We start from the raw sequence: 26458 nt of genomic DNA, 5'->3' as shown, positions 1-26458 counted from the left end.
GACTCTCCTCGGACCTCAGCGGATTTCCTGGGTGCAGCACTTGATGCCGCCGCCTGCCTTGTGGAACTCGGACAGGTCGACGGGGACCGGTTCGTAGCCGTGGTCGGCGAGCCGGGAGGCCAGCACCTCGGCCTGCGGCGCGATGAAGACCCGGTGGCCGTCGGAGACGGAGTTCAGCCCCCAGGCCATGGCGTCGTCGCGGGTGGCGAGGACCGCGTCCGGGTAGAGCCGGCCGAGCACCTCGCGGCTGCCGCTGGAGAAGGCCTCGGGGTAGTAGCAGACGTTCTCGTCGTCCAGGACGAACAGCGCGGTGTCCAGGTGGTAGAAGTACGGGTCCACCAGGGTCAGGCTGATCACCGGGTGGCCGAAGAACTCCTGCGCCTCGCGGTGCGCCTCCCGGGTGGTGCGAAAGCCCGTGCCGGCGAGCAGGTAGCGGCCCGTCCAGACCAGGTCGCCCTCACCCTCCACCACCGAGCCGGGACGGTACACGTCATAGCCGGCGGTCTTGAACCAGAGGTCGTAGTGGGAGGACTCGGGGCGCCGCTCGGGCGCGTGGAACAGCGAGCCGAAGACCCGGCCGCCGACGACGACCGCGGAGTTCGCGGCGAAGACCATGTCGGGCAGGCCGGGGACCGGCTCCAGGTGGTCGACCGTGTGGCCGTGGGCGCGGTAGGCGCTGATGAGCGCGGTCCACTGCTCATGGGCGAGGTCGACGTCGACCCTGGTGTCGGGGTTCATCCAGGGATTGATCGCGTACTGCACGGCGAAGTGTCTGGGTTCGCAGACGAGAAAGCGCCGGACGCGCGGCACACGGGTTTCGGCCACAGAGGTGTTCCTCCGCTTTCCTGCGGTGTCGACGAGGGTTGCAACCAAGGTAGAAAGCGTCGGATACGGTGGACAAGCAATGGATGTTGCGTGTCTGCGCAGGAATGCTGCGTCTTCGATCATACGAACGCAGCATCGGTGCGTTTACCCGGGTCCGCCCCCGGGCGCCTGGGGTGCCGCGTGGGTCGCGCCGGCCTCCGGGCTCTCCGGGAGCAGGTGCGACAGCACCATCACACTGATCGTCTTCCGGATGAACGGCTCCACCCGGATGCGTTCCAGCACCTCCTCGAAGTGGTCCACGTCCCGGGCGCGGACGTGCAGCAGGGCGTCCGCTCCGCCGGTCACCGTCATGGCCGCGGTGATCTCCGGATGGTTGCGGACCACCTCGGCGAGCCGCCGGGGCGGGGCCGCGCCCTCGCAGTACACCTCGACGTACGCCTCCGTCCGCCAGCCGAGGGCCGAAGGGGTGACGGTGGCCGTGAACCCGGTGATCACACCGGTCTCGCGCAGCCGGTCGACCCGCCGCTTCACGGCCGTCGCGGAGAGTCCGACGGCCGCGCCGATCTCGGCGAAACTGGTCCGCGCGTTCGCCATCAGCGCGGTGGTGATCTTCCGGTCGAGATCGTCGAAGGGGGCGGTGCCGCTGTTCATGTCCGCACTGTATCCACGGCACGGAGCACTTCAGGAGCGCCACCTCCGGTGGTCCCCGGGACGCGGACGGCCACGTCCGGTACATGTCCAGCGCCCCGGTCCGCCGCCTACACTCCGTTCATGCTGCGCGCCCTCGCCGTCGACGACGAACGCCCCTCGCTGGAGGAGCTCCTCTATCTGCTGAACGCCGATCCGCGCATCGGCAGCGTCGAGGGCGCCGGGGACGCCACCGAGGCGCTGCGCCGCATCACCCGCGCCCTGGAGTCCGGGCCCCACGGCCCCGAGGCCGTCGACGTCGTCTTCCTGGACGTGCAGATGCCCGGCCTGGACGGCCTGGAGATGGCCAGGCTGCTCACCGGCTTCGCCCGGCCCCCGCTGGTCGTGTTCGTCACCGCCCACGAGGACTTCGCGGTGCGGGCCTTCGACCTCAAGGCGGTCGACTACGTCCTGAAGCCGGTACGGAAGGAACGCCTGGCGGAGGCGGTACGCCGGGTCGCCGAACTGCGCGGAGCCGCACCGCACATACCCGTGCACGAACCCGACCCGGACCAGCTTCCGGTCGAACTCGGCGGTGTCACACGGTTCGTGGCAGTCGACGACATCACCCACGTCGAGGCCCAGGGCGACTACGCCCGCCTGCACACCGAACGCGGCAGCCACCTGGTGCGCATCCCGCTCTCCACCCTGGAGGACCGCTGGCGCTCCCGCGGCTTCGTCCGCATCCACCGCCGTCACCTGGTCGCCCTGCGCCACATCGGCGAACTCCGCCTGGACGCGGGCACGGTGAGCGTGCTGGTCGGCGGCGAGGAACTCCAGGTCAGCCGCCGCCACGCCCGCGAGCTGCGGGACCTGCTGATGAGGAGGGTCTGACGGTGCCCACCGACCCCGCCGAGCGCCGGGTCACCGTCACCGGCCCGCCCCGTCGCAGCCGCCGGGCCCGCCGTGGCTCCGACTACTGTCGCGCGCGCACCGAGATCGACGAACAGACCACCCTCGGCCACACCTACGTCCGCTCCCTCATGCGCTCCCAACTGCGCGTCGCCGTGGTCGTGTTCACGGTCCTCGTGCTGCTCGTCGGCCCGCTTCCGCTGGTCTTCGCGGCCGCGCCGCAGACCCGCCGCCTGGAGTGGCTGGTGCTCGGCTTCTGCCTGTACGCCCCGTTGATCCTGCTGGCCCGCTGGTACGTGCGCCGCGCCGAACGCAACGAGGAGGACTTCGTCCGCCTCGTCGAGGACCGATGAACTCCCGTCCCGAAGAGGCCGGATGAACTCCGGTTACGCCGTCCCGGCCGTCGCCCTCGTGGTCGTCGCGACCGTCCTGGTCGGCGCCTTCGGCCTGCGCATATCCCGGACCACATCCGACTTCTACGTCGCCTCCCGCACCGTCGGCCCCCGCCTCAACGCGGCCGCGATCAGCGGCGAGTACCTCTCCGCGGCTTCCTTCCTGGGCATCGCCGGACTCGTCCTGGTACAGGGCCCGGACATGCTCTGGTACCCGGTCGGCTACACCGCCGGCTATCTGGTCCTGCTGCTCTTCGTCGCCGCCCCGCTGCGCCGCTCCGGCGCCTACACCCTCCCGGACTTCGCCGAGGCCCGGCTCGCCTCGCAGCCGGTACGACGGCTGGCCGGGGCGTTCGTCGTCGGCGTCGGCTGGCTCTATCTGCTGCCCCAGCTCCAGGGCGCCGGACTGACGCTGACGGTACTCACCGGCGCCCCGGACGCGCTGGGCGGCCTGATCGTCGCCGTGGTCGTGGTGGCCACCGTCGCCGCCGGCGGCATGCGCAGCATCACCTTCGTGCAGGCCTTCCAATACTGGCTGAAACTCACCGCCCTGCTGGTCCCCGCGCTCTTCCTCGTCCTCGCCTGGCAGGGCGCCGGCGCCCCCACGCACGCCTTCGACGAACCCGCCGCCTTCCGCGACCAGCGCACCGTCGCCGTCCAGGACACGCTCGACCTCAAGCTCGACGGCCCCCTCACGGTCACCGTGACGGGCAAGGTCGACGGCCGCCCGCACCGGGACGCGAGGGTCACCCTCCCCGAGGGCACCCACCACATCACCGCCGGCACCCGCCTGACCTTCGCCAAGGGCACCCGGGTGCCCGCCACCGACCGCGGCACCAACGGAGGCATGTCCACCTCGCTCGCCGAGAGCCGCGAGGAACGCCCGCTGTACGCCACGTACGGGCTGATCCTCGCCACCTTCCTCGGCACCATGGGGCTGCCGCACGTCGTCGTCCGCTTCTACACCAGCCCGCACGGCGTCGCCGCCCGCCGCACCACCGTCGCCGTGCTCGCCCTGATCGGCCTCTTCTACCTGCTGCCGCCCGTGTACGGCGCCCTCGGCCGGCTCTACACCCCCGAGCTCACCCTCAACGGCAACGCGGACGCGGCCGTCCTGCTGCTGCCCGACCGGATCATCGGCGGCCTCGGCGGGGATCTCCTCGGCGCCCTGGTCGCCGGCGGCGCCTTCGCCGCGTTCCTGTCCACCGCCTCCGGACTGACCATGGCGGTCGCCGGCGTCCTCACCCAGGACGTCCTCCCGGCGCGCGGCGTACGGCACTTCCGGCTCGGGACCGTGCTGGCCATGGCCGTACCGCTCGCGGCCAGCGTGATCGTCGGCGGGCTGCCGGCCGCGGACGCCGTGGGGCTCGCCTTCGCGGTGTCCGCCTCCTCCTTCTGCCCGCTGCTGGTCCTCGGCATCTGGTGGCGGCGGCTGACCCCGCCCGGCGCGGCCGCCGGGATGCTGGTGGGGGGCGGCTCGGCGTTCTGCGCGGTGGCCGCGACCATGGCGGACTTCCCGGGCGCCGGGAACCTGCACGCCCTGCTCGCCTGGCCCGCCCTCTGGTCGGTGCCGCTGGGCTTCCTCACCATGATCCTGGTCTCCCTGGCGACGCCGGGCCGCGTCCCGGCGGGCACGGCCGCGATCCTGGCCCGCTTCCACCTCCCCGAGGAACTGCGCGCGGAGGTGAAGGCGTGACCGGGTTCCTGGCCGGCCTCCTGGTGGCCGTCCTCCCGCTGCTGGCCGCCGGCTTCTGGCTGGGCCGGCGCACCGCACGCCCCGAGAGCCTCGGCGGCCTCGGCACCCCCGTCGAACACGCCACCTTCGAGACCCTGCACACCGCCTCCCTCGCCGCGCCCCCGCTGCGCGCGGGCCTGACCGAGGAGACCGCCCGCCGTTCGGCCCGCCGGCTGCGCACCCTGCTCGGCACCGACGCCCTCTGCCTCACCGACCACGAGAACCTGCTGGTCTGGGACGGGGTCGGCGGCCACCACCGCACCGAGATCATGGAGCGTCTCGCCGGACCGCTGGAGTCCGGCCGCGGCGAGGCCTTCCGCCTGCACTGCGAGCAGCCCGACTGCCCGGTCCGGTGGGCGGTGGTCGCGCCCCTCACCGTCGACGACCGCGTCCACGGCACCCTGGTCGCCTGCGCCCCGCGCGAGTCCGCCGTGCTGGTCCGCGCGGCCGGCGAGGTCGCCCGCTGGGTCAGCGTCCAGCTGGAACTGGCCGACCTGGACCGCTCCCGCACCCGGCTCATCGAGGCGGAGATCCGCGCCCTGCGCGCCCAGATATCCCCGCACTTCATCTTCAACTCACTCGCGGTGATCGCCTCGTTCGTGCGCACCGACCCCGAGCGGGCCCGTGAGCTCCTCCTGGAGTTCGCCGACTTCACCCGCTACTCGTTCCGCAGGCACGGCGACTTCACCACCCTCGCCGACGAACTGCACGCCATCGACCACTACCTGGCGCTGGTCCGGGCCCGCTTCGGCGACCGCCTCACCGTCACCCTCCAGATCGCCCCCGAGGTGTTGCCGGTGACCCTTCCCTTCCTCTGCCTGCAGCCCCTCGTCGAGAACGCCGTCAAGCACGGCCTGGAGGGCAAGACCGGCACCTGCCACATCCAGATCACCGCCCAGGACGAGGGCGCCGAGGCGCTGGTCGTCATCGAGGACGACGGCAGCGGCATGGACCCGGGACTGCTGCGCCGCATCCTCGCGGGCGAGACCAGCCCGTCCGGCGGCATCGGCCTGTCCAACGTCGACGACCGGCTCCGCCAGGTGTACGGCGACGACCACGGCCTCGTCATCGAGACCGCCCCCGGCGCCGGCATGAGGATCACCGCCCGGCTGCCCAAGTACCAGCCCGGCGTGCATCCGGCGGCGCGCCTCACCCCCGAGTGACCGCTCGGCCCGTCAGCCGCTCTGGGTGACCACCATCGCGAGCGTCAGCAGCCCGAGCACCACCCACCCGAACCAGAGCCAGCCGTTGCTGCCCAGCGCCACCGTGTAGGCCGTGACGACCACGAGCCCGCTCACGGTCAGGACCCCCATCGCCTTGGTGGAACCGTTCGAGCCGTTCGCAGAACCGGGCATCGCGACACCCTCCTCGTGGTCCGACTCCCTCCATGGTGCCCCGGTTCCGCTCCGGGCGGGACGGGGCGGCTGAGAACAGTGCGCGCGGCGGCTCAGGTCTTGCGCGTGTTGAGCGAGGCCAGATACGCGTTGTAGGCCTCCAGCTCCTTGTCGCCGTCCCGGTCCGCGGCGCGGTCGGTGCGCCGTGCCTGCCGCTGCTCGGAGCCGTACCACTGGAACAGCAGGGCGATCAGCACCAGCACGGAGGGGACCTCGCTGAAGGCCCAGGCGATACCGCCGGCCGCGGTCTGGTCGGAGAGCGCGTCGATACCGAGCGAGGCGGGCGGGTTCTTGAAGGTCTCGACCATCGGCTCCGACGCCATCATCAGCGCGATACCGAAGAAGGCGTGGAACGGCATGCCCGCGAAGAGTTCCAGCATCCGCATCAGATATCCCGGCCGGTGCGGTCCCGGGTCGACGCCGATGATCGGCCAGAAGAAGACGACGCCGACGGCCAGGAAGTGCACCATCATCGCGACGTGCCCGGCCTTCGACCCCATCAGGAAGTCGAACAGCGGGGTGAAGTAGAGCGCGTAGAGGCTCGCGATGAACAGCGGGATCGTGAAGGCGGGATGGGTGATGATCCGCATGTACCGGCTGTGCAGCAGGGCCAGCAGCAGCTCACGCGGTCCCTTCCGCCCCTTCCCGGCGACGGGCAGCGCGCGCAGCGCCAGGGTCACCGGCGCGCCCAGCAGGATCAGGATGGGCGAGAGCATGCTGACGACCATGTGCTGCACCATGTGCACGCTGAACATGACCATCCCGTAGTCGTTCAGCCCGGTGCACATCACCAGCATGATGGTGAGCACGCCGACGACGAACGACACCGTACGACCGGCGGACCACGCGTCCCCGCGCCGCCGAAGCCGCACCACACCCCACCCGTACAGGGCGAGCCCCGCGACACAGGCCACGAGGAAGAAGGGATCCGCCGACCACTCCAGCCCCCGCCCCAGCGTGAACGGCGGCAAGTCCATGGTCATGCCGTGCCCGCTGTGATCCATCCGGCGGCTCCTGATTCGTGGGGGGTTGTGCGTTTCTGCCGCCCCAAGACTAGAACCGGCCGCGGGCACCGCTACGACCGGGGGCACCACAGCGACCCGTCAGGGGTGCGGGGAACTGCGCGACCTGCCACAACTCACCCGCACCCGGCACGCGGCCGTGAGCCCTACAGCACCGTCTCCGCCTCGTCGTACCGCTCCACGGGAACCGTCTTCAGCGTCTCCACCGCCTCGGCGAGCGGCACCATCTCGATGTCCGTCCCCCGCAGCGCGGTCATGTGACCGAACTCCCCGCGATGCACGGCCTCCACCGCATGCCACCCGAACCGCGTCGCCAGCACCCGGTCGTACGCCGTCGGCGTGCCACCCCGCTGCACATGCCCGAGGATGACCGGCCGCGCCTCCTTGCCGAGCCGCTGCTCCAGCTCGACGGAGAGCTGCCGGGCGATCCCGGCGAACCGCTCGTGGCCGTAGATGTCCTTGCCGCCCTCGTCGAAGGCCATCGTGCCCGCCTTCGGCTTGGCACCCTCCGCCGCCACCACGATCGCGAACCGCTTCCCGGCCTCGAACCGCTCGCCGACCCGGCGGGCCAGCTCCTCGATGTCGAAGGGGCGCTCCGGTACGACGATGGCGTGGGCGCCGGCCGCCATGCCGGAGTGCAGGGCGATCCAGCCGGTGTGCCGGCCCATGACCTCGACGACGAGGACCCGCTGGTGGGACTCGGCGGTGGTCTTCAGCCGGTCGAGTGCCTCGGTGGCCACACCCACGGCCGTGTCGAAGCCGAAGGTGACGTCGGTGACGGCGATGTCGTTGTCGATGGTCTTCGGCACGCCGACGATCGGCAGACCCGCGTCGGACATCAGCCGGGCCGCCTTCAGCGTGCCCTCTCCGCCGATCGGGATGATCGCGTCGAGGCCCAGCTCGGCGACATGGCCCCTGGCCCGCTCCACGCCGTCCCGCAGGTGCGAGGGCTGGACGCGTGAGGAGCCGAGGATCGTGCCGCCGCGGGCCAGGATGCCGCCCACCGCGTCCAGATCGAGCTTGAGATAGTCGCATTCCAGGAGGCCCTTCCAGCCGTCCCGGAAGCCGATGACCTCGTCGCCGTGGTCGGCGACGGCGCGGTGCACGACGGACCGGATGACGGCGTTCAGGCCGGGGCAGTCGCCGCCGGACGTGAGGACACCAATGCGCATAGCCCGAAACAACCTTCTTCACGTGGGCCGGAGACCGGACCACGCTGTCCGGCTGACATCGCCGTCACCCTACCGGCGGGAGGGGGTCCCGCCGTACCGGGCGTCCGCCTGCTGGACGCGCCCGCACATGTGAGCGGACACCCTGTCAGGCGGGCCCGGAATCCACCTCTGCGGTACAGCTCAGGCGGGCTGCTCGGCGGCCGCGATGCGCTCGTTGCGGAGCGCCTCGTACCACCGGTCGTCGATCGGCGGCAGCGCGTTCACGTCGAGTGCCAGCTTCAGCAGCAGGTCGGCGATGAGAGGGTTGCGGGCGAGTACCGGCCCGTGCATGTACGTGCCGAAGACGGTGTCGTTGTACGCGCCCTCGGTGCCGTCCCCGGTGCCGTTGCCCTTGCCCAGCCTGACCCGGGCGAGCGGGCGGGCGGTGGGACCGAGCTGGGTGACGCCCTGGTGGTTCTCGAAGCCGGTCAGCGGGGGCAGGCCGAGCCGCGGGTCGATGTCGCCGAGGACGTCCCCCACGCACCGCTCCCCGGTGCCGCGCACGGTCGTCACGTCGAGCAGGCCGAGGCCCGGCTCGCGCTGGCCCAGGTCGTTGACGAACTCGTGCCCGAGGATCTGGTAGCCGGCGCACACCGAGAACACGATCGCGCCGTTCTCCACGGCCCGGTACAGGTGCCCGTCGCGGCGCAGCCGCTCGGCGGCGAGCCGCTGCGGACGGTCCTCACCGCCGCCGATCAGGTAGATGTCGCCGGAGGTCGGGATCGGCTGGTCGCTGCGCACGTCGAGGCGGGCCACGTCGAGACCGCGCTGCCGGGCCCGGCGCTCCACGACAAGCGCGTTGCCCTGGTCGCCGTAGGTACTGAGCAGATCCGGGTAGATCCACACCAGCCGCAGTTGGTTGTCGCTCATCAATGATCGTCCTTCGGGGTCAGTCAGTTGCCGACGCGGCGGCGCAGATCCTGGAACGCGGTGTAGTTCGCGATGACCTCGATCCGGCCCGGCGGGCACATCTGCACGGCCTGGTCGAGGGAGTCGCAGACCTGGAAGTGCTGGTTCGCGACCTCCAGCCGCACCGCGAGGTCGAGCTTGCGGTCGCCGAGCACGAAGATCGGGTGGCCGGTGAGACGGGTGTAGTCGACGTCCCACAGCCAGGAGGTGTCGGTGCCGTCCGCGCCGCGTGCGTTCACGGAGAGGATCACCGGGGCCGGCGGCGGGTCGATCAGCGAGAAGGTCTCCAGCCAGCCGGCCGGGTTCTTCGCGAGGAGCAGCCGCAGGTCACGTCCCTGGAACTGCACGACGTCGTACCGTCCCGCGACGGCCTGTACCTGGTACATGCGCTCCAGGGCGACCTGCGGCGGCACCCCGAAGACGGCGGCGACGGCGGCCGAGGAGGCGGCGTTGGCCTTGTTGGCGCGTCCCGGCAGCTGGAGGTGGATCGGCCAGGCGGACCCGTGCGGGTCGAGGACGTGGTCCCCGGACAGCACCCAGCTGGGGGTCGGCCGCCGGAACCCGCACTCACCGCAGAACCAGTCGTCGCCCGGGCGCTGCATCACACCGCCGCAGGACGGGCAGGACCAGGCGTCGTCCTTCCACATCTGCCCGGCGGCGACCCAGACCACGTTGGGGGAGGAGGACGCGGCCCACACCACCAGCGGGTCGTCGCAGTTCGCCACGATGACGGCCTTCGAGCCGGCCAGGCCCTCCCGCCAGTTCTCGGCGAGCATCCGGGTCTCGGCGGCCCGGTCGAGCTGGTCGCGGGAGAGGTTCAGCAGCGCGATGCACTTCGGGTCGGTGTCCCGGGCCACCCCGGCGAGGTACTTCTCGTCGACCTCGATGACACCGAACTTGGAGTCGGAGCCGCCGGCCAGCGCCGAGGTGATGCCGGCGGGCATGTTGGCGCCGAGCGCGTTGGAGACGACCGGCCCCGCGGCCTTGAGCGCCTCGGCGATGAGCCGGGTGGTCGTCGTCTTGCCGTTGGTCGCCGAGACGAGCGTGACGTCCAGGTTCTGGGCGAGCCGGGCGAGAAGGTCGGGGTCGAGTTTGAGTGCGACCCGGCCGCCGATCACGGATCCGCTGCCGCGTCCCGCGGCACGGGACGCCGCCGCGACCGCTTTGCCGGCGGTCACGGCGATCTTGGCCCGCGGCGTGAGCGGGTCCGAGTTGCCTGCCATCAGTTCTCGATCCTCCTTGACTACGCGCCGCGCATCAGCCATCCGGCAGCGTGGTGTGCACCTCAGCCTATCGAGATCTATTCGCACACCCGAATTCCGGCCCTCGCCTGCGCGGCGGGCGGGGGCTGATCGAACCGTACCCTTGCGGCCATGCGACAAGGTTCCATTCCGGGCGCCCGCGGGCGGGTCCGGCCCCTCACCCTGCTCGGCGACCCCGTCCTGCGCACCCGCTGCGCGGAGGTCACCGATTTTGGTCCCGAACTCTCTCGTCTGGTGGAGGACTTGTTCGCGACGATGTACGCGTCGCAGGGCGTGGGCCTGGCGGCGAACCAGGTCGGTCAGCCGCTGCGGGTGTTCGTCTTCGACTGCCCCGACGACGAGGACGTGCGGCATCTGGGCCATGTGGTGAACCCCCGCCTGGTGGCGACCGACGGTGTGACGATCCGCGGCCCGGAGGGCTGCCTGTCCCTGCCGGGCCTGGAGGCGGGGACGGAACGCTACGACCACGCGGTGGTGGAGGGCCGTACGGCGGCGGGGGAGCCGGTCACGATCCACGGCACGGGCTTCTTCGCGCGCTGCCTCCAGCACGAGACGGACCACCTGGAGGGCCGCGTGTACGCCGACCACGTGACGGGCTGGCGCAAGCGCAGACTCGTGCGACAGGTGGCCAGGTCTCCTTGGCGCCGGTGAGCGGACGCATCCGGCGGGCGGCGCGACGGGCCCGCACCGGGAAACCGGACCCCTCAGAACCCCGGACCGCCCACTTTGTCCCCGGCGGCCGCCAGCCGGCCCCACAGGAGGTCCGCCAGACCCTTCACCAATTCCGCACGAGTGCAGGGCCGTTCCCCCAGCCACCAGTCCCCGGCCGCGTGCATCATCCCGACGATGCCGTGCCCCCAGACCCGTGCCAGCTGCTGACTCCCGGGCCCGAGATCCAGCCGGTCCTCGATGACCTGGGCCAGCTCCTCACCCATCCGGCGCAACAGCGGAGCCGAATGTTTCCCCACGTCGAACCCCTGGTCGGACCCGGTGCTGCCCTCCGCGGGATGCATCAGGAACCGGTAGACCTGGGGCCGTGCCTCGATCGCCGCGAGGTAGGTGTCCAAGGTCGCCTCGACCCGCTCACGGCGCTCCGCGGGTGCGTCCAGCGCGGCCCGCAGGGAGTTCAGCAAGGCGTCCGTGTGCCGCTTGGCGAGGGCCGCGTAGAGGCCGCCCTTGTCGCCGAAGTGGCGATAGAGGATGGGTTTGGTGATGCCGGCCTCCGCCGCGATCGCGTTCATCGAGGCCTGCGGGCCGTCGCGCAGCACCACCCGGTCGGCGGCCTCCAACAGCTCCCGCCGTCGGCGGTCGGCGGATCGCTGCTGTTCCGTCCGCTGTGTGGTGTCCATGTGCTCTCCCCACCCCGTGCTGTTTCCGTGACGCCTGCGCAAACTAACACCTGACAGCCGACCCATCTCGAACTGGCTGCCGAGGTGACCTCGGGAGTTGACTTTTCCTACCGACGAGTAACAGACTTCGGTTACCGCTAGTAACACATTATGCGCTGCCGCTGGAGGGGTCATGGCCGAGTTCACCATGGAGCTCAACGACGAACAGAAGGAGGTCCGGGACTGGCTGCACGGCTTCGCCGCCGACGTCATCCGCCCCGCGGCCGCCGAATGGGACGAGCGTGAGGAGACTCCCTGGCCAGTCATCCAGGAGGCCGCCAAGGTGGGCATCTACTCCCTGGACTTCTACGCCCAGCAGTACTTCGACACCACCGGCCTCGGCATCCCGATGGCCATGGAGGAGCTGTTCTGGGGCGACGCGGGCATCGCGCTGTCCATCGTGGGCACGGGCCTGGCCGCCGTCGGTGTCCTCGCCAACGGTACCGAGGAGCAGATCGGCACCTGGATCCCGCAGATGTACGGCGACGCCAACGACGTCAAGGTCGCCGCGTTCTGCTCCTCCGAGCCCGACGCCGGCTCCGACGTGGCCTCCATGCGCACCCGGGCCGTGTACGACGAGGCCAAGGACGAGTGGGTGATCAACGGCACGAAGACCTGGGCGACCAACGGCGGTATCGCCAACGTCCATGTCGTCGTCGCGGTCGTCGACCCGGACCTCGGGTCCAAGGGCCACGCGTCCTTCATCATCCCGCCGGGGACGCCGGGGCTCAGCCAGGGCCAGAAGTTCAAGAAGCACGGGATCCGTGCCTCGCACACCGCCGAGGTGGTCCTGGACGACGCCCGGGTGCCGGGCTCCTGCCTGCTCGGCGGCAAGGAGAAGCTCGACGAGCGCCTGGCCCGTGCCCGGGAGCGGGCCAGGGCGGGCGGCGAGCGGGTCAAGAACGCGGCGATGGCGACGTTCGAGGCCTCGCGCCCCGCCGTCGGCGCGATGGCCGTCGGTACGGCACGCGCCGCGTACGAGGTCGCGCTCGACTACGCCAAGACCCGTGAGCAGTTCGGGCGGCCGATCATCGACAACCAGGGTGTCGCCTTCCAGCTCGCGGACATGCGTACGTCGATCGACGCGGCCCGGCTGCTGGTGTGGCGTGCGTCGTGGATGGCGGTGAACGGCAAGCCGTTCACCGCCGCCGAGGGCTCGATGTCGAAACTGTTCGCCAGCGAGACCGCGAAGAAGGTCACCGCCCAGGCGATCCAGATCCTGGGCGGCAACGGGTACACGCGGGAGTACCCGGTGGAGCGGATGCACCGCGACGCGGCGATCTACACGATCTTCGAAGGCACGAGTGAGGTGCAGCGGCTGGTGATCGCCCGTACCTTGTCCGGGATGCCGATCCGGTAGCGCGGCGCCCCTGACGGGGCGCTCGGCTCACCGGTGCTTCAAAGGTGTCAGCTGCTCGATGTCGTAGCGCTTGCGGAGCTGCCCGATCGCCTCGTGGTCCGGTGGACCGCCGCTGCCGAGGATCTCCAGGAGTTCCTCGAAGTAGAGCTCGTGGTCGGGCGGCGGGGACGACTGGAAGAACATCCGCGCCGGGGTGTCCGTCGGGTTGGCGAAGGCGTGCGGACAGCCGGGGGGTACGGCGATCAGCGTGCCCGGGGTCGCCCGCACCACCCGGGTGCCCGAAGTCGACTCCCACTTCTGCCAGTTGTCGGGAGTGCGGATGCGCGGCTCGAAGGCGAGAACGTCCAGCTCGCCTTCGAGGACGTAGAACAGCTCCTCGCTGCGGGTGTGCACATGGGCGCCCACGTCGAAGCCCGGCGGGACCTCCACCTCGAAGGTGGAGGCCGCCATCGAGTGCGTGCCCGTCACCTTGAAGGTGACGCGCTGGGCCGGCGTGTGGACCACGCGTCCGTGTCCCGGCGGTACGAGGAGTCCCTCGGTGGTCGTCATGGGCCACTCACCACCTCACCGGTAGTGACTCGGGTCCCCGGATCAACGCGCCCTTCCGGAAGGGAACCTGGTCCGCGGGCACGGCGAGCCGCAGCCCGGGGAGCCGGTCGACCAGTGCGTCGACCAGGAGTTCCTCCTCCAGCCTGCCGAGCTGGCCGCCGGGGCAGTAGTGCGGGCCGAACCCGAAGGACACATGCGGGTTGGGAGTGCGGGCGAAGTCGATCGTCTCGGGGTCCGGGAAGACGTCCGGGTCCCGGTTGGCGGCCAGGTAGCTGAGGTAGACCGCGTCTCCCGCACGGATCCGCACGCCTCTGATCTCCACGTCCTCCAGGGCGATCCGGGACAGCCCGACCGCGCTGCGGTGCGGGATCCAGCGCAGCATCTCGTCGATCGCCCGGGGGCGGACCGCCGGATCGGTGCGCAGCCGGTCCAGGAGGTCGGGGCGGGTCAGCAGCAGGTAGAACATCTGCCCGCTGTTGTTGGTGACCGCCTCGCCGCCGATCTGGAGGAGGACGGCGAGACCGACGGCCTCCGCCAGGGTGACCTCGCGGCGGCCCACGGCCGCGCCCAGCAGCGAGACCACGTCCTCGCCCGTGCTGCTGTCGCGCAGGGCGATGAGGTCGGCGAAGTAGGCGCCCATCTCGCGCTTGGCCTTCTCGCTGACCTCCTTGCCGTGACTGGAGGACAGGATCAGCTGGGTCCAGATGTGCAAGGTGTGCCGGTCGGCGGCCGGAACGCCCATCACCTCGCAGATCACCGCGATGGGGAAGGGGCTCAGGACCGTCGCCGTGAGATCGGCGGGCGGGCCGTCCTGGACGAGTTCGTCGACGAGCTCGTCCAGCATGCGGCGGGCCTTGTCCCGGACCCGCTCCACGCCCTTGGAGGTGAGCGCGGAGGCCACCGAGCGGCGCAGCCGCGTGTGGTCGGGCGGGTCCAGGAAACCGACCGCCCCACGGTCCGGGATGAAGTGCGGGGCGAGCCTGGTGACCTGCCGCTCCATCACCGCCTCACGGCTGAACCGGAGGTCGTTGGCCACCATCCGTACGTCGTCGTACCGGGTGACCAGCCAGGCCCAGCCCTCGCCGTTGGGCAGCTGGATCCGGGTGACCGGGCCCTCCCGCATCAGCTCGGCCAGGGTGGGGTCGAAGTCCACTCCCGCCAGGTCCGGCACCTCCCAGTGCCGGACCGGGCAGGCGGCCGCGCCGGAGGGCCGGTCCGCGGCCTCGTCGGCGGGGCCGAGCGGTTCGGTGAGCGCCATCGCGGTCAAGCCGCCTCTTCGCCCGCACGCCGCCAGCGGCCCAGCGACATCTCCGCGGTGATGCCGGGACCGAATCCGGCCAGCAGGCCGCGTGCCTGGTGCTCGGCGCCGCCCTCCTCGAACATCCGGCGCAGTGCGTCCAGGACGACAGCGCTCGCGATGTTGCCGTACTCGGTGAGCGTGGACCGGCTGAACCGGAACGCGTGCGGATCGACCTTGAGGAACTTGCTCAGGTCGTCCAGGATGCGGGGCCCGCCCGCGTGGACTATGTAGAAGTCCAGGTCGGATGCGTTCCAGCCGTGCAGCCCCGCCAGGTCCTGGAGGGCCGGCGCGAGCGGCTCCATGGTCGCCGGGACCCGCTTGTCCAGCAGGAAGTGGAATCCGGTGGCCCGGACGTCGTACATGATCCACTCTTCGGTCTTGGGGATCAGGTACGAGCCGTTGCGTTCGAGCTCGACGCCGGTACCGCCCTTGCCGCGGACCACGGCGGCGGCGATGCCGTCACCGAAGAGGCCGTTGGAGAGCAGCGAGCCGACGCCGAGGTCGGTCGGCTGGTAGCACAGCGAGCAGAACTCACAGGCCACGATGAGCGCGTTGGCGTTCGGGTACGCCGAGCAGAAGTCGTGCGCCCGGTTGATAGCCGCTCCGCCGGCCGCGCAGCCGAGCTGCGCGATGGGGATCTGGCGGGTGGTGGAGTCGAAGTCCATCTCGTTGATCAGCCACGCCGTGAGCGAGGGCATCATGAAGCCCGTGCACGAGACGTAGATGATCACGTCGATGTCGCGGGTGAGCAGCTCTGCGTCGTCCAGCGCTCGTTGGATGACTGCGGGGACCCGGGCCTTGGCCTCGACCTCGTAGAGCTTGTTGCGCTCCTCGAAGCCGGGGTGCTTGAGGGTTTCCTCGATCGGCTGCACGATGTGCCGGGTGCGAACGCCCGTGTTCTCGATCAGTCTCAGCGCCAGTGGCAGCTGCGGGTGGTTCTCATGGTGGGAGCGCGCCAGTTCCAGCGTCTCCTCCATCGTGATCACGTACTCCGGGACCGACACTGAGGGTTTGCACAAAGTCGCCATGAACCGTGCCTGCTTTCAGCCTTCCGGCGGGTTTGGGCCCGACCGGTCAGAGAGGTGGTTCACCTCAGGAGGTGGTTCCCTCACGATCACCCGTGAGGGCGACGATCTCGCGCCGGACTACTCCGAACCGGTGACCCCGTGTCAGGGACGGATCGGCGCAGAGGCGTCCCGGTCAGGAGGACGCGGCGCCGGACACGATCGCGAAAATTCCGAGAACGGCCAGGTCAGAGCTCTTCCCCGAGGCGAACACCGATCCAGGGCCCCGCAGGTGGCCAGTGGCCGGGCGAGTCGGGAGAAACGCGCCGCACACGCTCCGGAAAACACCGGGTGATCCCGCCCGCCGACGTGCGTTCCTGCATCTGGCGCAGTGCGCCGTCCGGGGCGCGGCGCAGCGTACGAGGAGAAGTCCTTGACGTCGTCGGCCGCACTCACGCGCAGGGGCGCGGGGCGGTGCCGATGCCGCCGCGCGGGCGCGACGGGCCCCCGTTCACCCGCAGCCGCCGAACTACCCCTGCTGCCCGCTGCTGTGGGCGATACACGCCACGTCGATCCGGTCCGCGAGCTTCGCCAGCTCAATGGTCAGCGCGGCCACCGTGTCCTCGTCCAGCCCGCTCTCCCCGGCCTCCACCAGGCGTACCCACCGCCCACCCATGGTCCGCAACAACTTACTCACGTCGGCGGCGGTCACCTGCAAGTTTCCGCGGTCGTCGACGATCAGAGGCAGAGTCACTTCCCGGTTCACACCCGGATCGTAGCCGCGCAACCGTCACGCACCGTGCCAAACGGTGGTGATGTTGCAGAACTCCCGGATTCCGTGCCCGGACAGCTCACGTCCGTAGCCGGACCGCTTCACACCGCCGAACGGGAACGCCGGGTGGGAGACGGTCATGCCGTTGACGAACACGCCACCTGCCTCCAGATCCCGCACGAACCGGTCCACCTCCGCCTCGTCCCGCGTCCACACGTTCGAACTCAGCCCGAAAGGAGAGTCGTTGGCGATGAGAACAGCCTCGTCCAGGTCTCCGGCCCGGTAGAGCGTGGCCACCGGCCCGAACGCCTCCTCGCGGTGGATGCGCATGTCGCGGTGGATCCCGGCGAGCACGGTCGGCGGGTAGAACCAGCCGGGCCCCTGAGGCCGCTGTCCGCCGCACAGCACCCGCGCACCCGACCGCTTCGCGTCCTCGACGAGTTCCTCCAGGTCGGCCCGTCCCTGCTCGCTCGACAGCGGCCCGACGTCCGTCCCCTCGTCCATAGGGTCGCCCGTCCGCAGCGCCGCCATGGCCGCCACGAACCGCTCGGCGAAGGCGTCGTAGACGTCGGTGTGCACGATGAACCGCTTCGCGGCGATGCACGACTGCCCGTTGTTCTGCACCCGCGCGGTCACCGCGGTCCTCGCGGCGCGGTCGACGTCCGCCGACGGCATCACCACGAAGGGGTCGCTGCCGCCCAGTTCCAGCACCGTCTTCTTGATCATCTCGCCGGCGGTGGCGGCGACCGCGCGGCCCGCGGGCTCGCTGCCGGTGAGCGTGGCCGCCCGCACCCGCTCGTCACGCAGGAGGTCGTCGACCGCCCCGGAGCCGATCAGCAGGGTCTGGAAGCAGCCCTCGGGGAAGCCCGCCCGGTGGAAGAGATCCTCCAGGTACAAGGCGGTCTGCGGCACGTTCGAGGCGTGCTTGAGCAGGCCGACGTTGCCCGCCATCAGGGCCGGCGCGGCGAACCGGACGACCTGCCAGAGCGGGAAGTTCCACGGCATCACGGCCAGCACCGGCCCGATGGGGCGGTAGCGCACCCGCACCCGGGTCGCGCCCGAGTCCTTCACGTCCGCCTCCGCCGGCTCCTCGTCGGCCAGCAGCTCCTGCGCGTGGTCGGCGTACCAGCGCATCGCCTTCGCGCACTTCCCGGCCTCCGCGCGGGCCTGCGCCAGCGGCTTGCCCATCTCGGTGGTCATCGTGCGGGCGATGTCGTCCTGGTCCGCGTCCAGCAGGTCGGCGGCCCGGTGCAGCAGCCGGGCGCGTTCGGCGAAGGAGCTCGTCCGGTAGGTGCGGAACGTCGCCTCGGCGAGTTCGAGCCGGCGCTCGAGTTCGTCCTCGTCCATGGCCTCGAACGTTTCGAGCGTCTCGCCGGTCGCCGGGTTCACCGTCGCGATGGGCATGGCTGACCTCCCTGGGAGCGGGTTTGCTTCGACCTTCGCGCGCGGCCCCGGGGACCGCAACGCGTGCGCCGCTGTTCAGTCCGTGTGCTCCGCCAGCCGGTCGAGAAACGCGGCCTGTGCCTTGACGATCACCTCACGGGCCCGGTCGGGAGAGAGCCAGGCCACCCGGTCCAGCTCCGGGAACTCCTGGATCCGGCCCGAGCGCGGCGGCCACTCCATCGTGAAGGTGCCGGGAACCGCCGCGGCCGGATCCAGGTCCGCCTCGATCGCCCACACCGTCACGATCTTGCCGTTGCTCTGCCGGACCTCGCCGAGGGCGACCGCCTCGCCGTCCGGCGCCGGCAGGCCCAGCTCCTCCTGGAACTCACGGCGGGCTGCCGCCCAGGCGGTCTCGCCGGGCTCGTACTCGCCCTTGGGGACGCTCCACGCGCCCGCGTCCTTCTTCGCGAAAAAGGGGCCGCCCATATGGCCGAGCAGTACCTCGAGGCCCTGGCCGGTACGGCGGAACAGCAGCAGTCCGGCGCTTCGCTTCGGCTCCGTCAACGCCGTACCTCCGGATGGGCGGCCAGCAGGGTCTCCACCGTATCGGCCTCCCGTGGCTGTTTGTCCTCGCGGTAGCGGACCACCCGGGCGAACCGCAGGGTGACGCCGGCCGGGTAGCGGGAGGACCTCTGCAGGCCGTCGTAGGCGATCTCGACGACGAGTTCCGGGCGTACGGTCACCACCCGGCCGTCGTCCGAGACCTCCAGTTCCTTCAGCCGGGCGGTCTGCCACCTGAGCATCGCGTCGGTCATGCCCTTGAAGGTCTTGCCCAGCATGGCGAAGCCGCCGTCCGTGGTGCGGGCGCCGAGGTGGAGGTTGGAGAGCCTGCCGGTGCGCCGGCCGTGCCCCCACTCGGCGGCCAGGACGACCAGGTCGAGGGTGTGCACCGGCTTGACCTTCAGCCAGGAGGCACCGCGCCGGCCCGCGCTGTAGGGGGCGTCCAGCCCCTTGACGACCACGCCCTCGTGGCCGCGTTCCAGGGTGGCGGCGAGGAACTCCTCGGCGGCCGCCATGTCCTCGGGACCGGCCACCAGGGCCCGGCGGACCCGCATCGGCTCGGGGACCAGCCGGGCCAGTTCCGCGTGCCGTTCGGCGAAGGGCAGGTCGAGGAGGTCGTGGCCGCCGACCGAGAGCGCGTCGAAGAAGACGGGGGAGACCGGTACCTCCCGCGCCGCCTTCGCCACGTCCGTCCGGGATCCGACCCGGCCCGCCGTCTCCTGGAAGGAGCGGGGGCGGCCGTCGGCGCCGAAGGAGATCACCTCGCCGTCCAGGATGAACCGGTCGCCCGTCAACTCCAGCGTGGCGGCCGTGACTTCGGGGAGCCGGTCGGTGATGTCGTCCAGGGTGCGGGTGTGGATCCGTACCGTCCCGCCGTCCCGGTGGACCTGGACCCGGATGCCGTCGAGCTTCTCCTCGACCGCGCAGGCGCCCAGCTTGCCGACCGCCTCGGCGACCGAGGCGGCGCTGTGCGCCAGCATCGGAAGCACCGGGCGGCCGACGGTGAGCCGGAACCGGGCGAGGGCCGGCGGGCCGTCCGCGAGCAGGGCCTCGGCCACCTTCTGGAGGGACCCGGCGAGCATCACCGCCCGGCGCACGTCGGCCGCGTCCGCGCCGGTCGCCTGCGCGAGTCCCTCCACGGCCACCGCGTCCAGGGCGCCCTGCCGTACCTCGCCGGTGATCAGCCCCAGCAGGAAGCGCTGCTCCTCGGCGGTCGCCGCGCCCATCAACTCGCCCACGATCCGGGAGCGTTCGGCCTGGGAACCGGGCCCGGCGACCTTGCCCAGCCCGGTCAGCCGGGCGTCGACCTCGAGGACCGTGAGGGACGGCTCGGGGGCCGGCGGCACCGGGCGGCTCAGCACCTTCCAGCCGACGCCGAGACGGCCCTGGGGGAGACGGCCGGCCAGATACGGGATGACGACCGGCACGTCGTCCGGGGCCGTCTCCCGGAAGAGGCCGGCGAGCAGTGCGGTCTTGCGGGAGCGGGCCGCGGTGGCGGCGACCTCCCGGGACACTTCGGCGAGCCGGCTCAGCAGCATGCAGCCATGGTGCAACGGGTGTGCCCGGACTACACCCGCACGTCGGCGTCCAGGTCCGCGAAGAGCAGCTCGCCGTTGATCGCCGCACCGGCGCGGTAGCCCCGGCTGGCCGCGTTGACCACCTGCTCGGCGAAGCCGCTCGCGTTGCCGGCCGCCCACAGCCCGGGCACGGTCGTCCGGCCCTGTTCGTCGATGACCGGCCAGGCGCCGAAGGGGGTCTGCGCCAGCTGCGCGCCCAGCCCGACCAGCAGGCCGGTGCGGGGGACCGGGCGAGGGGCGACGAACAGCGCCTGCCGTTCGTGCACGGTGCCGTCCCCGAGCCGCACCCCCGTCAGCCGGTCGTCCTCGACACACAGCCCCGTCACCTCGCCGGACACCACCCGCACCCCCGCCGCGGCCAGCCGCCGCCGGTCGTCCTCGGACAGTTCCGCCTCCTCGACCAGGTGGAGGAAGAGGGTCACGTCCTGGGACCACTGGGTGACCATCAGCGCCTGGTGCACGCTCGTCGGGGTGGTGGCCAGGACACCGAAGGCCTGGTCGCGGACCTCCCAGCCGTGGCAGTACGGGCAGTGCAGGACATCCCGGCCGAACCGCTCGGCCACCCCGGGCACGGGCGGCAGCTCGTCCCTCAGTCCGGAGGCGACCACCAGCTGCCGGGCCCGGACCTGCCGGCCGCTCGCCAGCGACACCGTGAAGTCACCGTCCCTGGCCGCGCTCACCGCCCGGTCCCGCACCAGGTCGACGCCGTAGCGAGCGATCTCCTCGCGGCCGGCGGCCAGGAACTCCCCGGGCGGCATGCCGTCCCGGGACAGGAAGCCCTGCATGTGGGCGGCGGGGGCGTTGCGCGGTTCGCCCGCGTCGACGACCAGGGTGCGGCGCCGGGCCCGGCCGAGGACCAGTGCGGCGGAGAGCCCGGCCGCACCGCCTCCGACGACGACCACTTCGTACGTATCGGTCATGGTGACCACCTCCGCCGGCGACGGTCGCGCACCGGGGACGGATTGACAAACGGCTTTGCCGAAACTGCAATACGACCATGACGACGGACGACGTTCTCGCCGGGGTGGGCCCCCGGCTGCGCCGGCTCCGCAAGGAGCGTGAGGTCACCCTCGCCGCTCTCTCGGAGACCACCGGCATCTCGGTCAGCACCCTCTCCCGGCTGGAGGCGGGGCTGCGCAAGCCCAGCCTGGAGCTGCTGCTGCCGATCGCACAGGCCCACCAGGTGCCCCTGGACGAACTGGTCGGCGCACCGCCGGTGGGGGACCCCCGGGTGCGCGCCAAGCCGATGGAGCGGCACGGCCGGACCTTCTGGCCGCTGACCCGGCAGCCCGGCGGCCTGCAGGCCTTCAAGGTGGTCGAACCGAAGCGGAAGGACGAACCCGAGCCGCGCACCCACGAGGGTTACGAGTGGTTGTACGTGCTGTCCGGCAAGCTGCGGCTGGTGCTCGGCGAGCACGACGTCGTGCTGGCGCCGGGGGAGGCGGCCGAGTTCGACACCCGGGTGCCGCACTGGTTCGGGTCGACGGGGGAGGGGCCGGTGGAGTTCCTCAGCCTGTTCGGGCCGCAGGGGGAGCGGATGCACGTACGGGCACGGCCGAGAACGGCGACGTGACGGGTCCGCTGGGCCGCCGGCTGTTCCCTCGGTGGCAAGCGACCGCTTAGTATGCGAGTGACCCCGACGAAGCAGTCTGTGGAGGCACCGCATGCAGGCATGGCAAGTGCACGAGAACGGCGAGCCGAGCGAGGTGATGCGGCTGACGGAGGTGGAGCGGCCCACCCCCGGCGACGGCCAGGTCCTGCTCAAGGTGCGTGCGGCCAACATCAACTTCCCCGATGTGCTGATGTGCCGGGGCCAGTACCAGGTGCGCCCGCCGCTGCCGTTCACACCCGGCGTGGAGATCTGCGGCGAGACCGAGGACGGACGCCGGGTGATCGCCAACCCCGTGCTGCCGTACGGCGGCTTCGCCGAGTACGCGGTCGCGGACGCCGCCGCCCTGCTGCCCGCGCCGGACGCGCTGGACGACGCCGAGACCGCCGCCCTGCACATCGGGTACCAGACGGGCTGGTTCGGCCTGCACCGCCGGGCCGGACTCCAGGCCGGCGAGACGCTGCTCGTGCACGCCGCCGCCGGCGGGGTCGGCAGCGCGGCCGTACAGCTCGGCAAGGCCGCCGGTGCGACCGTGATCGGCGTGGTCGGCGGTGCCGGCAAGGCAGCCGTCGCCCGCGAGCTGGGCTGTGACGTCGTCATCGACCGGCGTGCCGAGGACGTGGTGGGCGCCGTGAAGGAGGCCACCGGCGGCCGGGGCGCCGACGTGATCTACGACCCGGTCGGCGGCGAGGCGTACACCCAGTCGGCCAAGACCGTCGCCTTCGAGGGCCGGATCGTGGTCGTCGGCTTCGCGAGCGGCACCATCCCGAGCCCGGCGCTCAACCACGCCCTGGTGAAGAACTACTCGATCCTGGGCCTGCACTGGGGGCTGTACGCCACCAAGAACCCCAAGCTGATCCTGCACTGTCACGAGCGGCTCACCGAACTGGCCGCGAGCGGTGCCATCAAGCCGCTGGTCAGCGAGCGGGTGCCGCTGTCCGAGGCCGCGGGGGCCGTGCAGCGGCTCGGCGACGGTGTCACCACCGGCCGGGTCACCGTCGTACCGAAGGGGGCCGGGGCATGACCGACGCCGCCGAACTCACCCGCCGCACAGCCGAGTTGCTGGCCGCCCACCCGCCCGCCACCACCGACAGGCTGGATTTCCTCAAGGCCCGCTTCGACGCCGGACTCGCCTGGGTGCACTACCCGCAGGGCCTCGGCGGTCTGGGCGCCCCGCGCTCCCTCCAGGCCGTCGTGGACGCCGCGCTGGAGGCCGCCGGCGCCCCCGACAACGACGCGCGCCGCAACGGCATCGGACTCGGCATGGCCGCGCCGACCGTCCTCAAGTACGGCACGGAGGAGCAGAAGCAGCGCTACCTGCGACCGCTGTGGACCGGCGAGGAGGTCTGGTGCCAGCTGTTCAGCGAGCCGGGCGCCGGCTCCGACCTGGCCGCGCTCGGCACCCGCGCGGTGCGGGAGGGTGACCTGTGGGTCGTCAACGGGCAGAAGGTGTGGACCTCCGGAGCGCACAACTCCCGCTGGGCCATCCTCATCGCCCGCACCGATCCGGACGTGCCCAAGCACGCCGGAATCACCTACTTCATCTGCGACATGACCGACCCGGGCGTCGACGTCCGGCCGCTGCGGCAGATCACCGGTGAGGCCGAGTTCAACGAGGTGTTCCTCACCGATGTCCGCATCCCCGACACCCGTCGTCTCGGCGGGACCGGCGACGGCTGGCGGGTCGCGCAGACCACGCTGAACAACGAGCGCGTCGCCATCGGCGGCATGCGGCTGCCCCGCGAGGGCGGCATGATCGGCCCGGTCGTGAAGACCTGGCGCGAACGCCCCGAGCTGCGCACCCACGACCTGCACCAGCGGTTGCTGAAACTGTGGGTCGAGACCGAGGTCGCCCGGCTCACCGCGGAGCGGCTGCGCCAGCAGCTGGTCGCCGGACAGCCCGGCCCCGAGGGCGCCGGAATGAAGCTCGCCTTCGCCCGCCTCAACCAGGAGATCAGTGGCCTGGAGGTCGAACTCCGCGCCGAGGAAGGCCTGTTGTACGACGACTGGACCATGCGCCGGCCCGAACTGGTGGACTTCGTCGGCCGGGACGCCGGCTACCGCTACCTGCGCGCCAAGGGCAACAGTATCGAGGGCGGGACCAGCGAGGTCCTGCTGAACATCGTCGCGGAGCGCGTCCTGGGCCTGCCGTCCGAGCCGCGCACCGACAAGGACGTCGCGTGGAAGGACCTCGCCCGATGACGACACCCCACACCCAGCCCGACCTGCTGTACTCGGAGGAGGAAGAGGCGCTGCGGGCCGCGGTGCGCGACCTGCTGGCCGACCACTGCGACGCGGCGGGCGTCATCGCCCGCACCGAGTCGGACGCACCGCACGACCTGGCCGCCTGGAAAGCCCTCACCGAGGGTATGGGGCTCGCCGGGCTGCTGGTGCCGGAGAAGCAGGGTGGCCAGGGTGCATCCGCCCGCGAGGCCGCCGTCGTCCTGGAGGAGTTGGGGCGGGCTGTGGCTCCCGTTCCGTATCTGACCAGTGCCGTGGTGGCGACCGAGGCGCTGCTCGCCTGCGGAGACGAGGAACTGCTCGGGAAGCTGGCGTCGGGGCGGACGATCGGCGTGCTGGCGGTGGGGCTGCATGTCGCACCGGACTCCGGCTTCAGGACCGTACGCGTCCAAGCGGGCCGTCTGCACGGCGAGTTGACCGGGATCGCGGACGCGGTCGCCGCGGACGTGCTGCTGGTGCCGGGGGACGACGGCGGGCTGTACGCGGTCGAGGCGGCCGCGGCACGGATCGCTCCGCAGGTCGCCTTCGACCTGACCCGGCCGCTCGCCACCGTCACCCTCGACGGCGCCGCCGGCCGCCGGGTGGGCGATGCCGGACCCGCCGTCCGGCGCGCCCTGCGGGCCGGGGCCGGTCTGCTGGCCTCCGAGCAGTTCGGAGTCGCCGAATGGTCGTTGACCGAGACCGTGCGGTACCTCAAGGAGCGCAAGCAGTTCAACCGGCCGGTGGGCGGGTTCCAGGCGCTCAAGCACCGGCTGGCGCAGCTGTGGCTGGAGGTGGTCAACCTCCGGGCCGCCGCGCGGGGGGCCGCCGACGCGCTGGCCTCCGGTGAGGACGCCGACGTGCTGGTGGCGGTGGCGCAGGCCTATGCGGGGCCGGTCGCCGTGCACGCCGCCGAGGAGGCGCTGCAGTTGCACGCGGGCATCGGGATGACCTGGGAACATCCGGTCCACCTGTACCTGAAGCGGGCCAAGGCGGATGCGACCGCCTTCGGTACGGCGGGGGCGCACCGGGAAGCCCTGGCAGCACTGGTCGATCTTCAGGTGCCGTGAGTTCCGGTCGCCGACGGCGGGCGCGAGGGGGCTGGTCGCGCGGTTCCCCGCGCCCCCGGCGGGGCGCCTGAAGTGAACCGCGGACGGCGGTCCAGCCAACTTCGCGCACGTACAGGGCAGTCGGGCTCTGTCTGAACGCATACTCCCTTGGGTCCCGCAAGGCCCTACAAGGGAGGCAGAGCACATGGCCCTCACCACCCGTCGCAGAGCCCTCACCACCCTCGGTGCCGCCCTCGCCGGAGCCGTCGCGCTGCCCGGCGCGCAGGCCTGGGCGGGCGGCGGCCACCGCGGACGCCGTCCGCTGTGGCGTGCCCACGCCCACAACGACTACGAGCACACCCACCCGCTCTTCGACGCCCTCGGTCATCGCTTCGGCAGCGTCGAGGCCGACATCTTCCTCGTCGGTGACCAGTTGCTCGTCGGTCACACCGAGGACGACCTGGACCCGAGCCGTACGCTGGAGTCCCTCTACCTCGACCCGCTGGCCCGGATCGTGAAGGCGAACCACGGGTCCGTGTACCGGGGCAGGCGGGAGCCGGTACAGCTGCTCATCGACATCAAGACCGAGGGATCGTCGACGTACCTCGAACTCGACCGGCATCTGCGGCGCTACCCGCACCTGTTCACGACGTACGCCCACGGCCGGGTCGTTCCCGGTGCCGTCACCAACGTCGTCTCCGGTGACCGCGCCGCGCGTTCGCCGATGGAGGCACAGACCGTGCGCCGGGCCTTCTACGACGGCCGGCTCACCGACCTCGGCACCCCGGCGCCCGCCTCCTTCGTCCCGCTGATCAGCGACAACTGGACCCTCAACTTCACCTGGCTCGGCGAGGGCGACTTCCCGCGGGCCGAGCGGCAGAAGCTGCGGGCCGTCATCGGCGAGGCGCACGCCAACCGTCAGAAAGTCCGGTTCTGGGCCACTCCGGACGTGGCCGGACCGGCGCGCGACGCACTCTGGAGTGAACTGCTCGCCGCCGGCGCCGACTACTTCAACACCGACGACCTGGCCGGCCTGGAAGCCTTCCTGGACAGCCACCGGCCGTCGTAACACCACCCGATCGGGGGACGTGTCGACGGCACGGGCCTCCCCTCCGCTGCGCCACACTTGCGGCCGAACGCCCCGAAACGGGCGTGGCGGAGGAGGTTCGCGATGGCCGTTTCCATCTCTGTGGTGCTGCTGCTCCTGTTGCTGGCCGTGCTCTTCATGCGCCAGGGCGGGTTGAAGATCTCGCACGCTCTGGTCTGCATGCTGCTCGGGTTCTACCTGGCCAGCACCAGCATGGCGCCCACCATCAGCAGCGGGCTCACCGCGACAGCCGACCTGGTGAGCACCCTGCGCCCCTGAGCCCGGGTCCCTGAGCCCGGTCCCTGAGCCG

The 26458-nt window shown here is 71.5% G+C and carries 28 protein-coding genes; 12 read left to right on the top strand and 16 right to left on the bottom strand.

Annotated elements, in window-relative coordinates; translation table 11 throughout:
• Positions 1-15: 15 nt before the first annotated feature.
• Both ddaH and ACZ4O3_RS25580 read right to left on the bottom strand, forming a co-directional pair.
• Positions 16-927: a dimethylargininase gene (gene ddaH, locus ACZ4O3_RS25585; protein ID WP_467724543.1), complete on the bottom strand. Its 912-nt coding sequence runs from the start codon at positions 925-927 to the stop codon at positions 16-18.
• A gap of 42 nt (positions 928-969) precedes the next feature.
• Positions 970-1476, bottom strand: a complete 507-nt coding sequence (locus ACZ4O3_RS25580) for an Lrp/AsnC family transcriptional regulator (RefSeq protein ID WP_351933319.1) — start codon at positions 1474-1476, stop codon at positions 970-972.
• A 120-nt stretch (positions 1477-1596) separates the two neighbouring features.
• Between ACZ4O3_RS25580 and ACZ4O3_RS25575 the strand changes: the two genes are divergently transcribed.
• Genes ACZ4O3_RS25575 through ACZ4O3_RS25560 form a run of 4 tightly spaced genes read left to right on the top strand, consistent with a single transcriptional unit; the run spans position 1597 to position 5654 of the window.
• Complete coding sequence (locus ACZ4O3_RS25575; protein WP_362726099.1) at positions 1597-2346, top strand: LytR/AlgR family response regulator transcription factor; 750 nt, start codon at positions 1597-1599, stop codon at positions 2344-2346.
• A 2-nt stretch (positions 2347-2348) separates the two neighbouring features.
• Positions 2349-2717: a hypothetical protein gene (locus ACZ4O3_RS25570; protein ID WP_362726096.1), complete on the top strand. Its 369-nt coding sequence runs from the start codon at positions 2349-2351 to the stop codon at positions 2715-2717.
• A 22-nt stretch (positions 2718-2739) separates the two neighbouring features.
• Positions 2740-4452 (top strand): sodium/solute symporter, encoded by a 1713-nt coding sequence (locus ACZ4O3_RS25565; RefSeq protein ID WP_362726094.1) that lies wholly within the window; start codon positions 2740-2742, stop codon positions 4450-4452.
• On the top strand, positions 4449-5654 hold the full coding sequence (locus ACZ4O3_RS25560; RefSeq protein ID WP_384992156.1) for a sensor histidine kinase: 1206 nt from the start codon (positions 4449-4451) through the stop codon (positions 5652-5654). Before ACZ4O3_RS25565 ends, ACZ4O3_RS25560 begins: the two co-directional genes overlap by 4 nt.
• A gap of 12 nt (positions 5655-5666) precedes the next feature.
• Here ACZ4O3_RS25560 and ACZ4O3_RS25555 read toward each other — a convergent pair whose 3' ends face one another.
• The 5 genes from ACZ4O3_RS25555 to ACZ4O3_RS25535 all read right to left on the bottom strand — a co-directional run bounded on the left by ACZ4O3_RS25555 (position 5667) and on the right by ACZ4O3_RS25535 (position 10250).
• Positions 5667-5846, bottom strand: coding sequence for a hypothetical protein (locus ACZ4O3_RS25555; RefSeq protein ID WP_362715958.1), 180 nt, complete (start codon positions 5844-5846; stop codon positions 5667-5669).
• A gap of 92 nt (positions 5847-5938) precedes the next feature.
• Positions 5939-6889, bottom strand: a complete 951-nt coding sequence (locus ACZ4O3_RS25550) for a cytochrome c oxidase assembly protein (RefSeq protein WP_362715961.1) — start codon at positions 6887-6889, stop codon at positions 5939-5941.
• A 164-nt stretch (positions 6890-7053) separates the two neighbouring features.
• Positions 7054-8079 carry a 6-phosphofructokinase gene (locus ACZ4O3_RS25545; protein WP_362715963.1) on the bottom strand — a complete coding sequence of 342 codons (1026 nt, stop codon included), beginning with the start codon at positions 8077-8079 and terminating at the stop codon, positions 7054-7056.
• Positions 8080-8259: 180 nt separating this feature from the next.
• A complete protein-coding gene (locus ACZ4O3_RS25540; RefSeq protein ID WP_362715965.1) occupies positions 8260-8988 on the bottom strand; it encodes a type 1 glutamine amidotransferase in 729 nt (242 codons plus the stop codon).
• A 23-nt stretch (positions 8989-9011) separates the two neighbouring features.
• Positions 9012-10250 carry a MurT ligase domain-containing protein gene (locus ACZ4O3_RS25535; protein WP_351499380.1) on the bottom strand — a complete coding sequence of 413 codons (1239 nt, stop codon included), beginning with the start codon at positions 10248-10250 and terminating at the stop codon, positions 9012-9014.
• Positions 10251-10400: 150 nt separating this feature from the next.
• On the opposite strand from ACZ4O3_RS25535, the gene def reads away from it, so the two are divergent.
• Positions 10401-10940, top strand: coding sequence for a peptide deformylase (def, locus tag ACZ4O3_RS25530; protein WP_362715969.1), 540 nt, complete (start codon positions 10401-10403; stop codon positions 10938-10940).
• A gap of 53 nt (positions 10941-10993) precedes the next feature.
• Here the strand turns inward: def and ACZ4O3_RS25525 are convergent, their stop codons facing one another.
• Complete coding sequence (locus tag ACZ4O3_RS25525; RefSeq protein ID WP_362715972.1) at positions 10994-11638, bottom strand: TetR/AcrR family transcriptional regulator; 645 nt, start codon at positions 11636-11638, stop codon at positions 10994-10996.
• A 172-nt stretch (positions 11639-11810) separates the two neighbouring features.
• Between ACZ4O3_RS25525 and ACZ4O3_RS25520 the strand changes: the two genes are divergently transcribed.
• Positions 11811-13037 (top strand): acyl-CoA dehydrogenase family protein, encoded by a 1227-nt coding sequence (locus ACZ4O3_RS25520; protein WP_362715975.1) that lies wholly within the window; start codon positions 11811-11813, stop codon positions 13035-13037.
• 27 nt (positions 13038-13064) lie between these two features.
• Here ACZ4O3_RS25520 and ACZ4O3_RS25515 read toward each other — a convergent pair whose 3' ends face one another.
• From ACZ4O3_RS25515 to ACZ4O3_RS25480, 8 genes are all read right to left on the bottom strand, one after another.
• On the bottom strand, positions 13065-13586 hold the full coding sequence (locus ACZ4O3_RS25515; RefSeq protein WP_362715977.1) for a cupin domain-containing protein: 522 nt from the start codon (positions 13584-13586) through the stop codon (positions 13065-13067).
• Positions 13587-13593: 7 nt separating this feature from the next.
• Positions 13594-14844, bottom strand: coding sequence for a cytochrome P450 (locus ACZ4O3_RS25510; protein ID WP_467724541.1), 1251 nt, complete (start codon positions 14842-14844; stop codon positions 13594-13596).
• Between the two features lie 5 nt (positions 14845-14849).
• Positions 14850-15914, bottom strand: a complete 1065-nt coding sequence (locus tag ACZ4O3_RS25505) for a type III polyketide synthase (RefSeq protein ID WP_362715980.1) — start codon at positions 15912-15914, stop codon at positions 14850-14852.
• 505 nt (positions 15915-16419) lie between these two features.
• Entirely contained in the window at positions 16420-16656 is a 237-nt protein-coding gene (locus tag ACZ4O3_RS25500; protein WP_362715983.1) for a DUF6213 family protein, read from the bottom strand.
• A 24-nt stretch (positions 16657-16680) separates the two neighbouring features.
• Positions 16681-18066: an NADP-dependent succinic semialdehyde dehydrogenase gene (locus ACZ4O3_RS25495; RefSeq protein ID WP_362715985.1), complete on the bottom strand. Its 1386-nt coding sequence runs from the start codon at positions 18064-18066 to the stop codon at positions 16681-16683.
• A gap of 75 nt (positions 18067-18141) precedes the next feature.
• The gene (locus ACZ4O3_RS25490) at positions 18142-18609 is read right to left on the bottom strand and encodes an NUDIX hydrolase (protein WP_467724418.1); all 468 of its coding nucleotides are present in this window, start codon (positions 18607-18609) and stop codon (positions 18142-18144) included.
• Positions 18606-20144, bottom strand: a complete 1539-nt coding sequence (locus ACZ4O3_RS25485) for an ATP-dependent DNA ligase (protein WP_467724417.1) — start codon at positions 20142-20144, stop codon at positions 18606-18608. The genes ACZ4O3_RS25490 and ACZ4O3_RS25485 overlap by 4 nt, the downstream gene beginning before the upstream one ends.
• Positions 20145-20173: 29 nt before the next feature.
• Positions 20174-21103: an NAD(P)/FAD-dependent oxidoreductase gene (locus ACZ4O3_RS25480; RefSeq protein WP_467724415.1), complete on the bottom strand. Its 930-nt coding sequence runs from the start codon at positions 21101-21103 to the stop codon at positions 20174-20176.
• A gap of 77 nt (positions 21104-21180) precedes the next feature.
• Between ACZ4O3_RS25480 and ACZ4O3_RS25475 the strand changes: the two genes are divergently transcribed.
• The 6 genes from ACZ4O3_RS25475 (at position 21181) to ACZ4O3_RS25450 (ending at position 26427) form a co-directional block, all read left to right on the top strand.
• Positions 21181-21756 carry a helix-turn-helix domain-containing protein gene (locus ACZ4O3_RS25475; protein ID WP_384992130.1) on the top strand — a complete coding sequence of 192 codons (576 nt, stop codon included), beginning with the start codon at positions 21181-21183 and terminating at the stop codon, positions 21754-21756.
• 91 nt (positions 21757-21847) lie between these two features.
• A complete protein-coding gene (locus ACZ4O3_RS25470) occupies positions 21848-22816 on the top strand; it encodes an NADPH:quinone oxidoreductase family protein (RefSeq protein ID WP_384992127.1) in 969 nt (322 codons plus the stop codon).
• Positions 22813-23994, top strand: a complete 1182-nt coding sequence (locus tag ACZ4O3_RS25465) for an acyl-CoA dehydrogenase family protein (protein WP_467724413.1) — start codon at positions 22813-22815, stop codon at positions 23992-23994. Before ACZ4O3_RS25470 ends, ACZ4O3_RS25465 begins: the two co-directional genes overlap by 4 nt.
• A complete protein-coding gene (locus ACZ4O3_RS25460; protein ID WP_467724412.1) occupies positions 23991-25082 on the top strand; it encodes an acyl-CoA dehydrogenase family protein in 1092 nt (363 codons plus the stop codon). Before ACZ4O3_RS25465 ends, ACZ4O3_RS25460 begins: the two co-directional genes overlap by 4 nt.
• Before the next feature lie 184 nt (positions 25083-25266).
• Positions 25267-26130 (top strand): phosphatidylinositol-specific phospholipase C/glycerophosphodiester phosphodiesterase family protein, encoded by an 864-nt coding sequence (locus tag ACZ4O3_RS25455; protein WP_467724410.1) that lies wholly within the window; start codon positions 25267-25269, stop codon positions 26128-26130.
• Positions 26131-26232: 102 nt separating this feature from the next.
• The gene (locus ACZ4O3_RS25450; protein WP_362733110.1) at positions 26233-26427 is read left to right on the top strand and encodes a hypothetical protein; all 195 of its coding nucleotides are present in this window, start codon (positions 26233-26235) and stop codon (positions 26425-26427) included.
• Positions 26428-26458: the final 31 nt, after the last annotated feature.

This window comes from Streptomyces sp. NPDC026515 (assembly GCF_055567595.1).
This window is presented reverse-complemented; position numbering and strand designations above follow the sequence as displayed.

Excerpts from the sequence above, each read along its gene's own strand:
- ACZ4O3_RS25565 (WP_362726094.1), top strand. The coding sequence starts at position 2,740 with ATGAACTCCGGTTACGCCGTCCCGGCCGTCGCCCTCGTGGTCGTCGCG.
- ACZ4O3_RS25495 (WP_362715985.1), bottom strand. The coding sequence starts at position 18,066 with ATGCCCATCGCGACGGTGAACCCGGCGACCGGCGAGACGCTCGAAACG.
- ACZ4O3_RS25475 (WP_384992130.1), top strand. The coding sequence starts at position 21,181 with ATGACGACGGACGACGTTCTCGCCGGGGTGGGCCCCCGGCTGCGCCGG.
- ACZ4O3_RS25520 (WP_362715975.1), top strand. The coding sequence starts at position 11,811 with ATGGCCGAGTTCACCATGGAGCTCAACGACGAACAGAAGGAGGTCCGG.
- ACZ4O3_RS25515 (WP_362715977.1), bottom strand. The coding sequence starts at position 13,586 with ATGACGACCACCGAGGGACTCCTCGTACCGCCGGGACACGGACGCGTG.
- ACZ4O3_RS25460 (WP_467724412.1), top strand. The coding sequence starts at position 23,991 with ATGACGACACCCCACACCCAGCCCGACCTGCTGTACTCGGAGGAGGAA.
- ACZ4O3_RS25480 (WP_467724415.1), bottom strand. The coding sequence starts at position 21,103 with ATGACCGATACGTACGAAGTGGTCGTCGTCGGAGGCGGTGCGGCCGGG.
- ACZ4O3_RS25550 (WP_362715961.1), bottom strand. The coding sequence starts at position 6,889 with ATGGATCACAGCGGGCACGGCATGACCATGGACTTGCCGCCGTTCACG.
- ACZ4O3_RS25510 (WP_467724541.1), bottom strand. The coding sequence starts at position 14,844 with ATGGCGCTCACCGAACCGCTCGGCCCCGCCGACGAGGCCGCGGACCGG.
- ACZ4O3_RS25580 (WP_351933319.1), bottom strand. The coding sequence starts at position 1,476 with ATGAACAGCGGCACCGCCCCCTTCGACGATCTCGACCGGAAGATCACC.
- ACZ4O3_RS25485 (WP_467724417.1), bottom strand. The coding sequence starts at position 20,144 with ATGCTGCTGAGCCGGCTCGCCGAAGTGTCCCGGGAGGTCGCCGCCACC.
- ACZ4O3_RS25525 (WP_362715972.1), bottom strand. The coding sequence starts at position 11,638 with ATGGACACCACACAGCGGACGGAACAGCAGCGATCCGCCGACCGCCGA.
- def (WP_362715969.1), top strand. The coding sequence starts at position 10,401 with ATGCGACAAGGTTCCATTCCGGGCGCCCGCGGGCGGGTCCGGCCCCTC.
- ACZ4O3_RS25575 (WP_362726099.1), top strand. The coding sequence starts at position 1,597 with ATGCTGCGCGCCCTCGCCGTCGACGACGAACGCCCCTCGCTGGAGGAG.
- ACZ4O3_RS25465 (WP_467724413.1), top strand. The coding sequence starts at position 22,813 with ATGACCGACGCCGCCGAACTCACCCGCCGCACAGCCGAGTTGCTGGCC.
- ACZ4O3_RS25535 (WP_351499380.1), bottom strand. The coding sequence starts at position 10,250 with ATGGCAGGCAACTCGGACCCGCTCACGCCGCGGGCCAAGATCGCCGTG.
- ACZ4O3_RS25450 (WP_362733110.1), top strand. The coding sequence starts at position 26,233 with ATGGCCGTTTCCATCTCTGTGGTGCTGCTGCTCCTGTTGCTGGCCGTG.
- ACZ4O3_RS25455 (WP_467724410.1), top strand. The coding sequence starts at position 25,267 with ATGGCCCTCACCACCCGTCGCAGAGCCCTCACCACCCTCGGTGCCGCC.
- ACZ4O3_RS25545 (WP_362715963.1), bottom strand. The coding sequence starts at position 8,079 with ATGCGCATTGGTGTCCTCACGTCCGGCGGCGACTGCCCCGGCCTGAAC.
- ACZ4O3_RS25470 (WP_384992127.1), top strand. The coding sequence starts at position 21,848 with ATGCAGGCATGGCAAGTGCACGAGAACGGCGAGCCGAGCGAGGTGATG.
- ACZ4O3_RS25505 (WP_362715980.1), bottom strand. The coding sequence starts at position 15,914 with ATGGCGACTTTGTGCAAACCCTCAGTGTCGGTCCCGGAGTACGTGATC.
- ACZ4O3_RS25555 (WP_362715958.1), bottom strand. The coding sequence starts at position 5,846 with ATGCCCGGTTCTGCGAACGGCTCGAACGGTTCCACCAAGGCGATGGGG.
- ACZ4O3_RS25540 (WP_362715965.1), bottom strand. The coding sequence starts at position 8,988 with ATGAGCGACAACCAACTGCGGCTGGTGTGGATCTACCCGGATCTGCTC.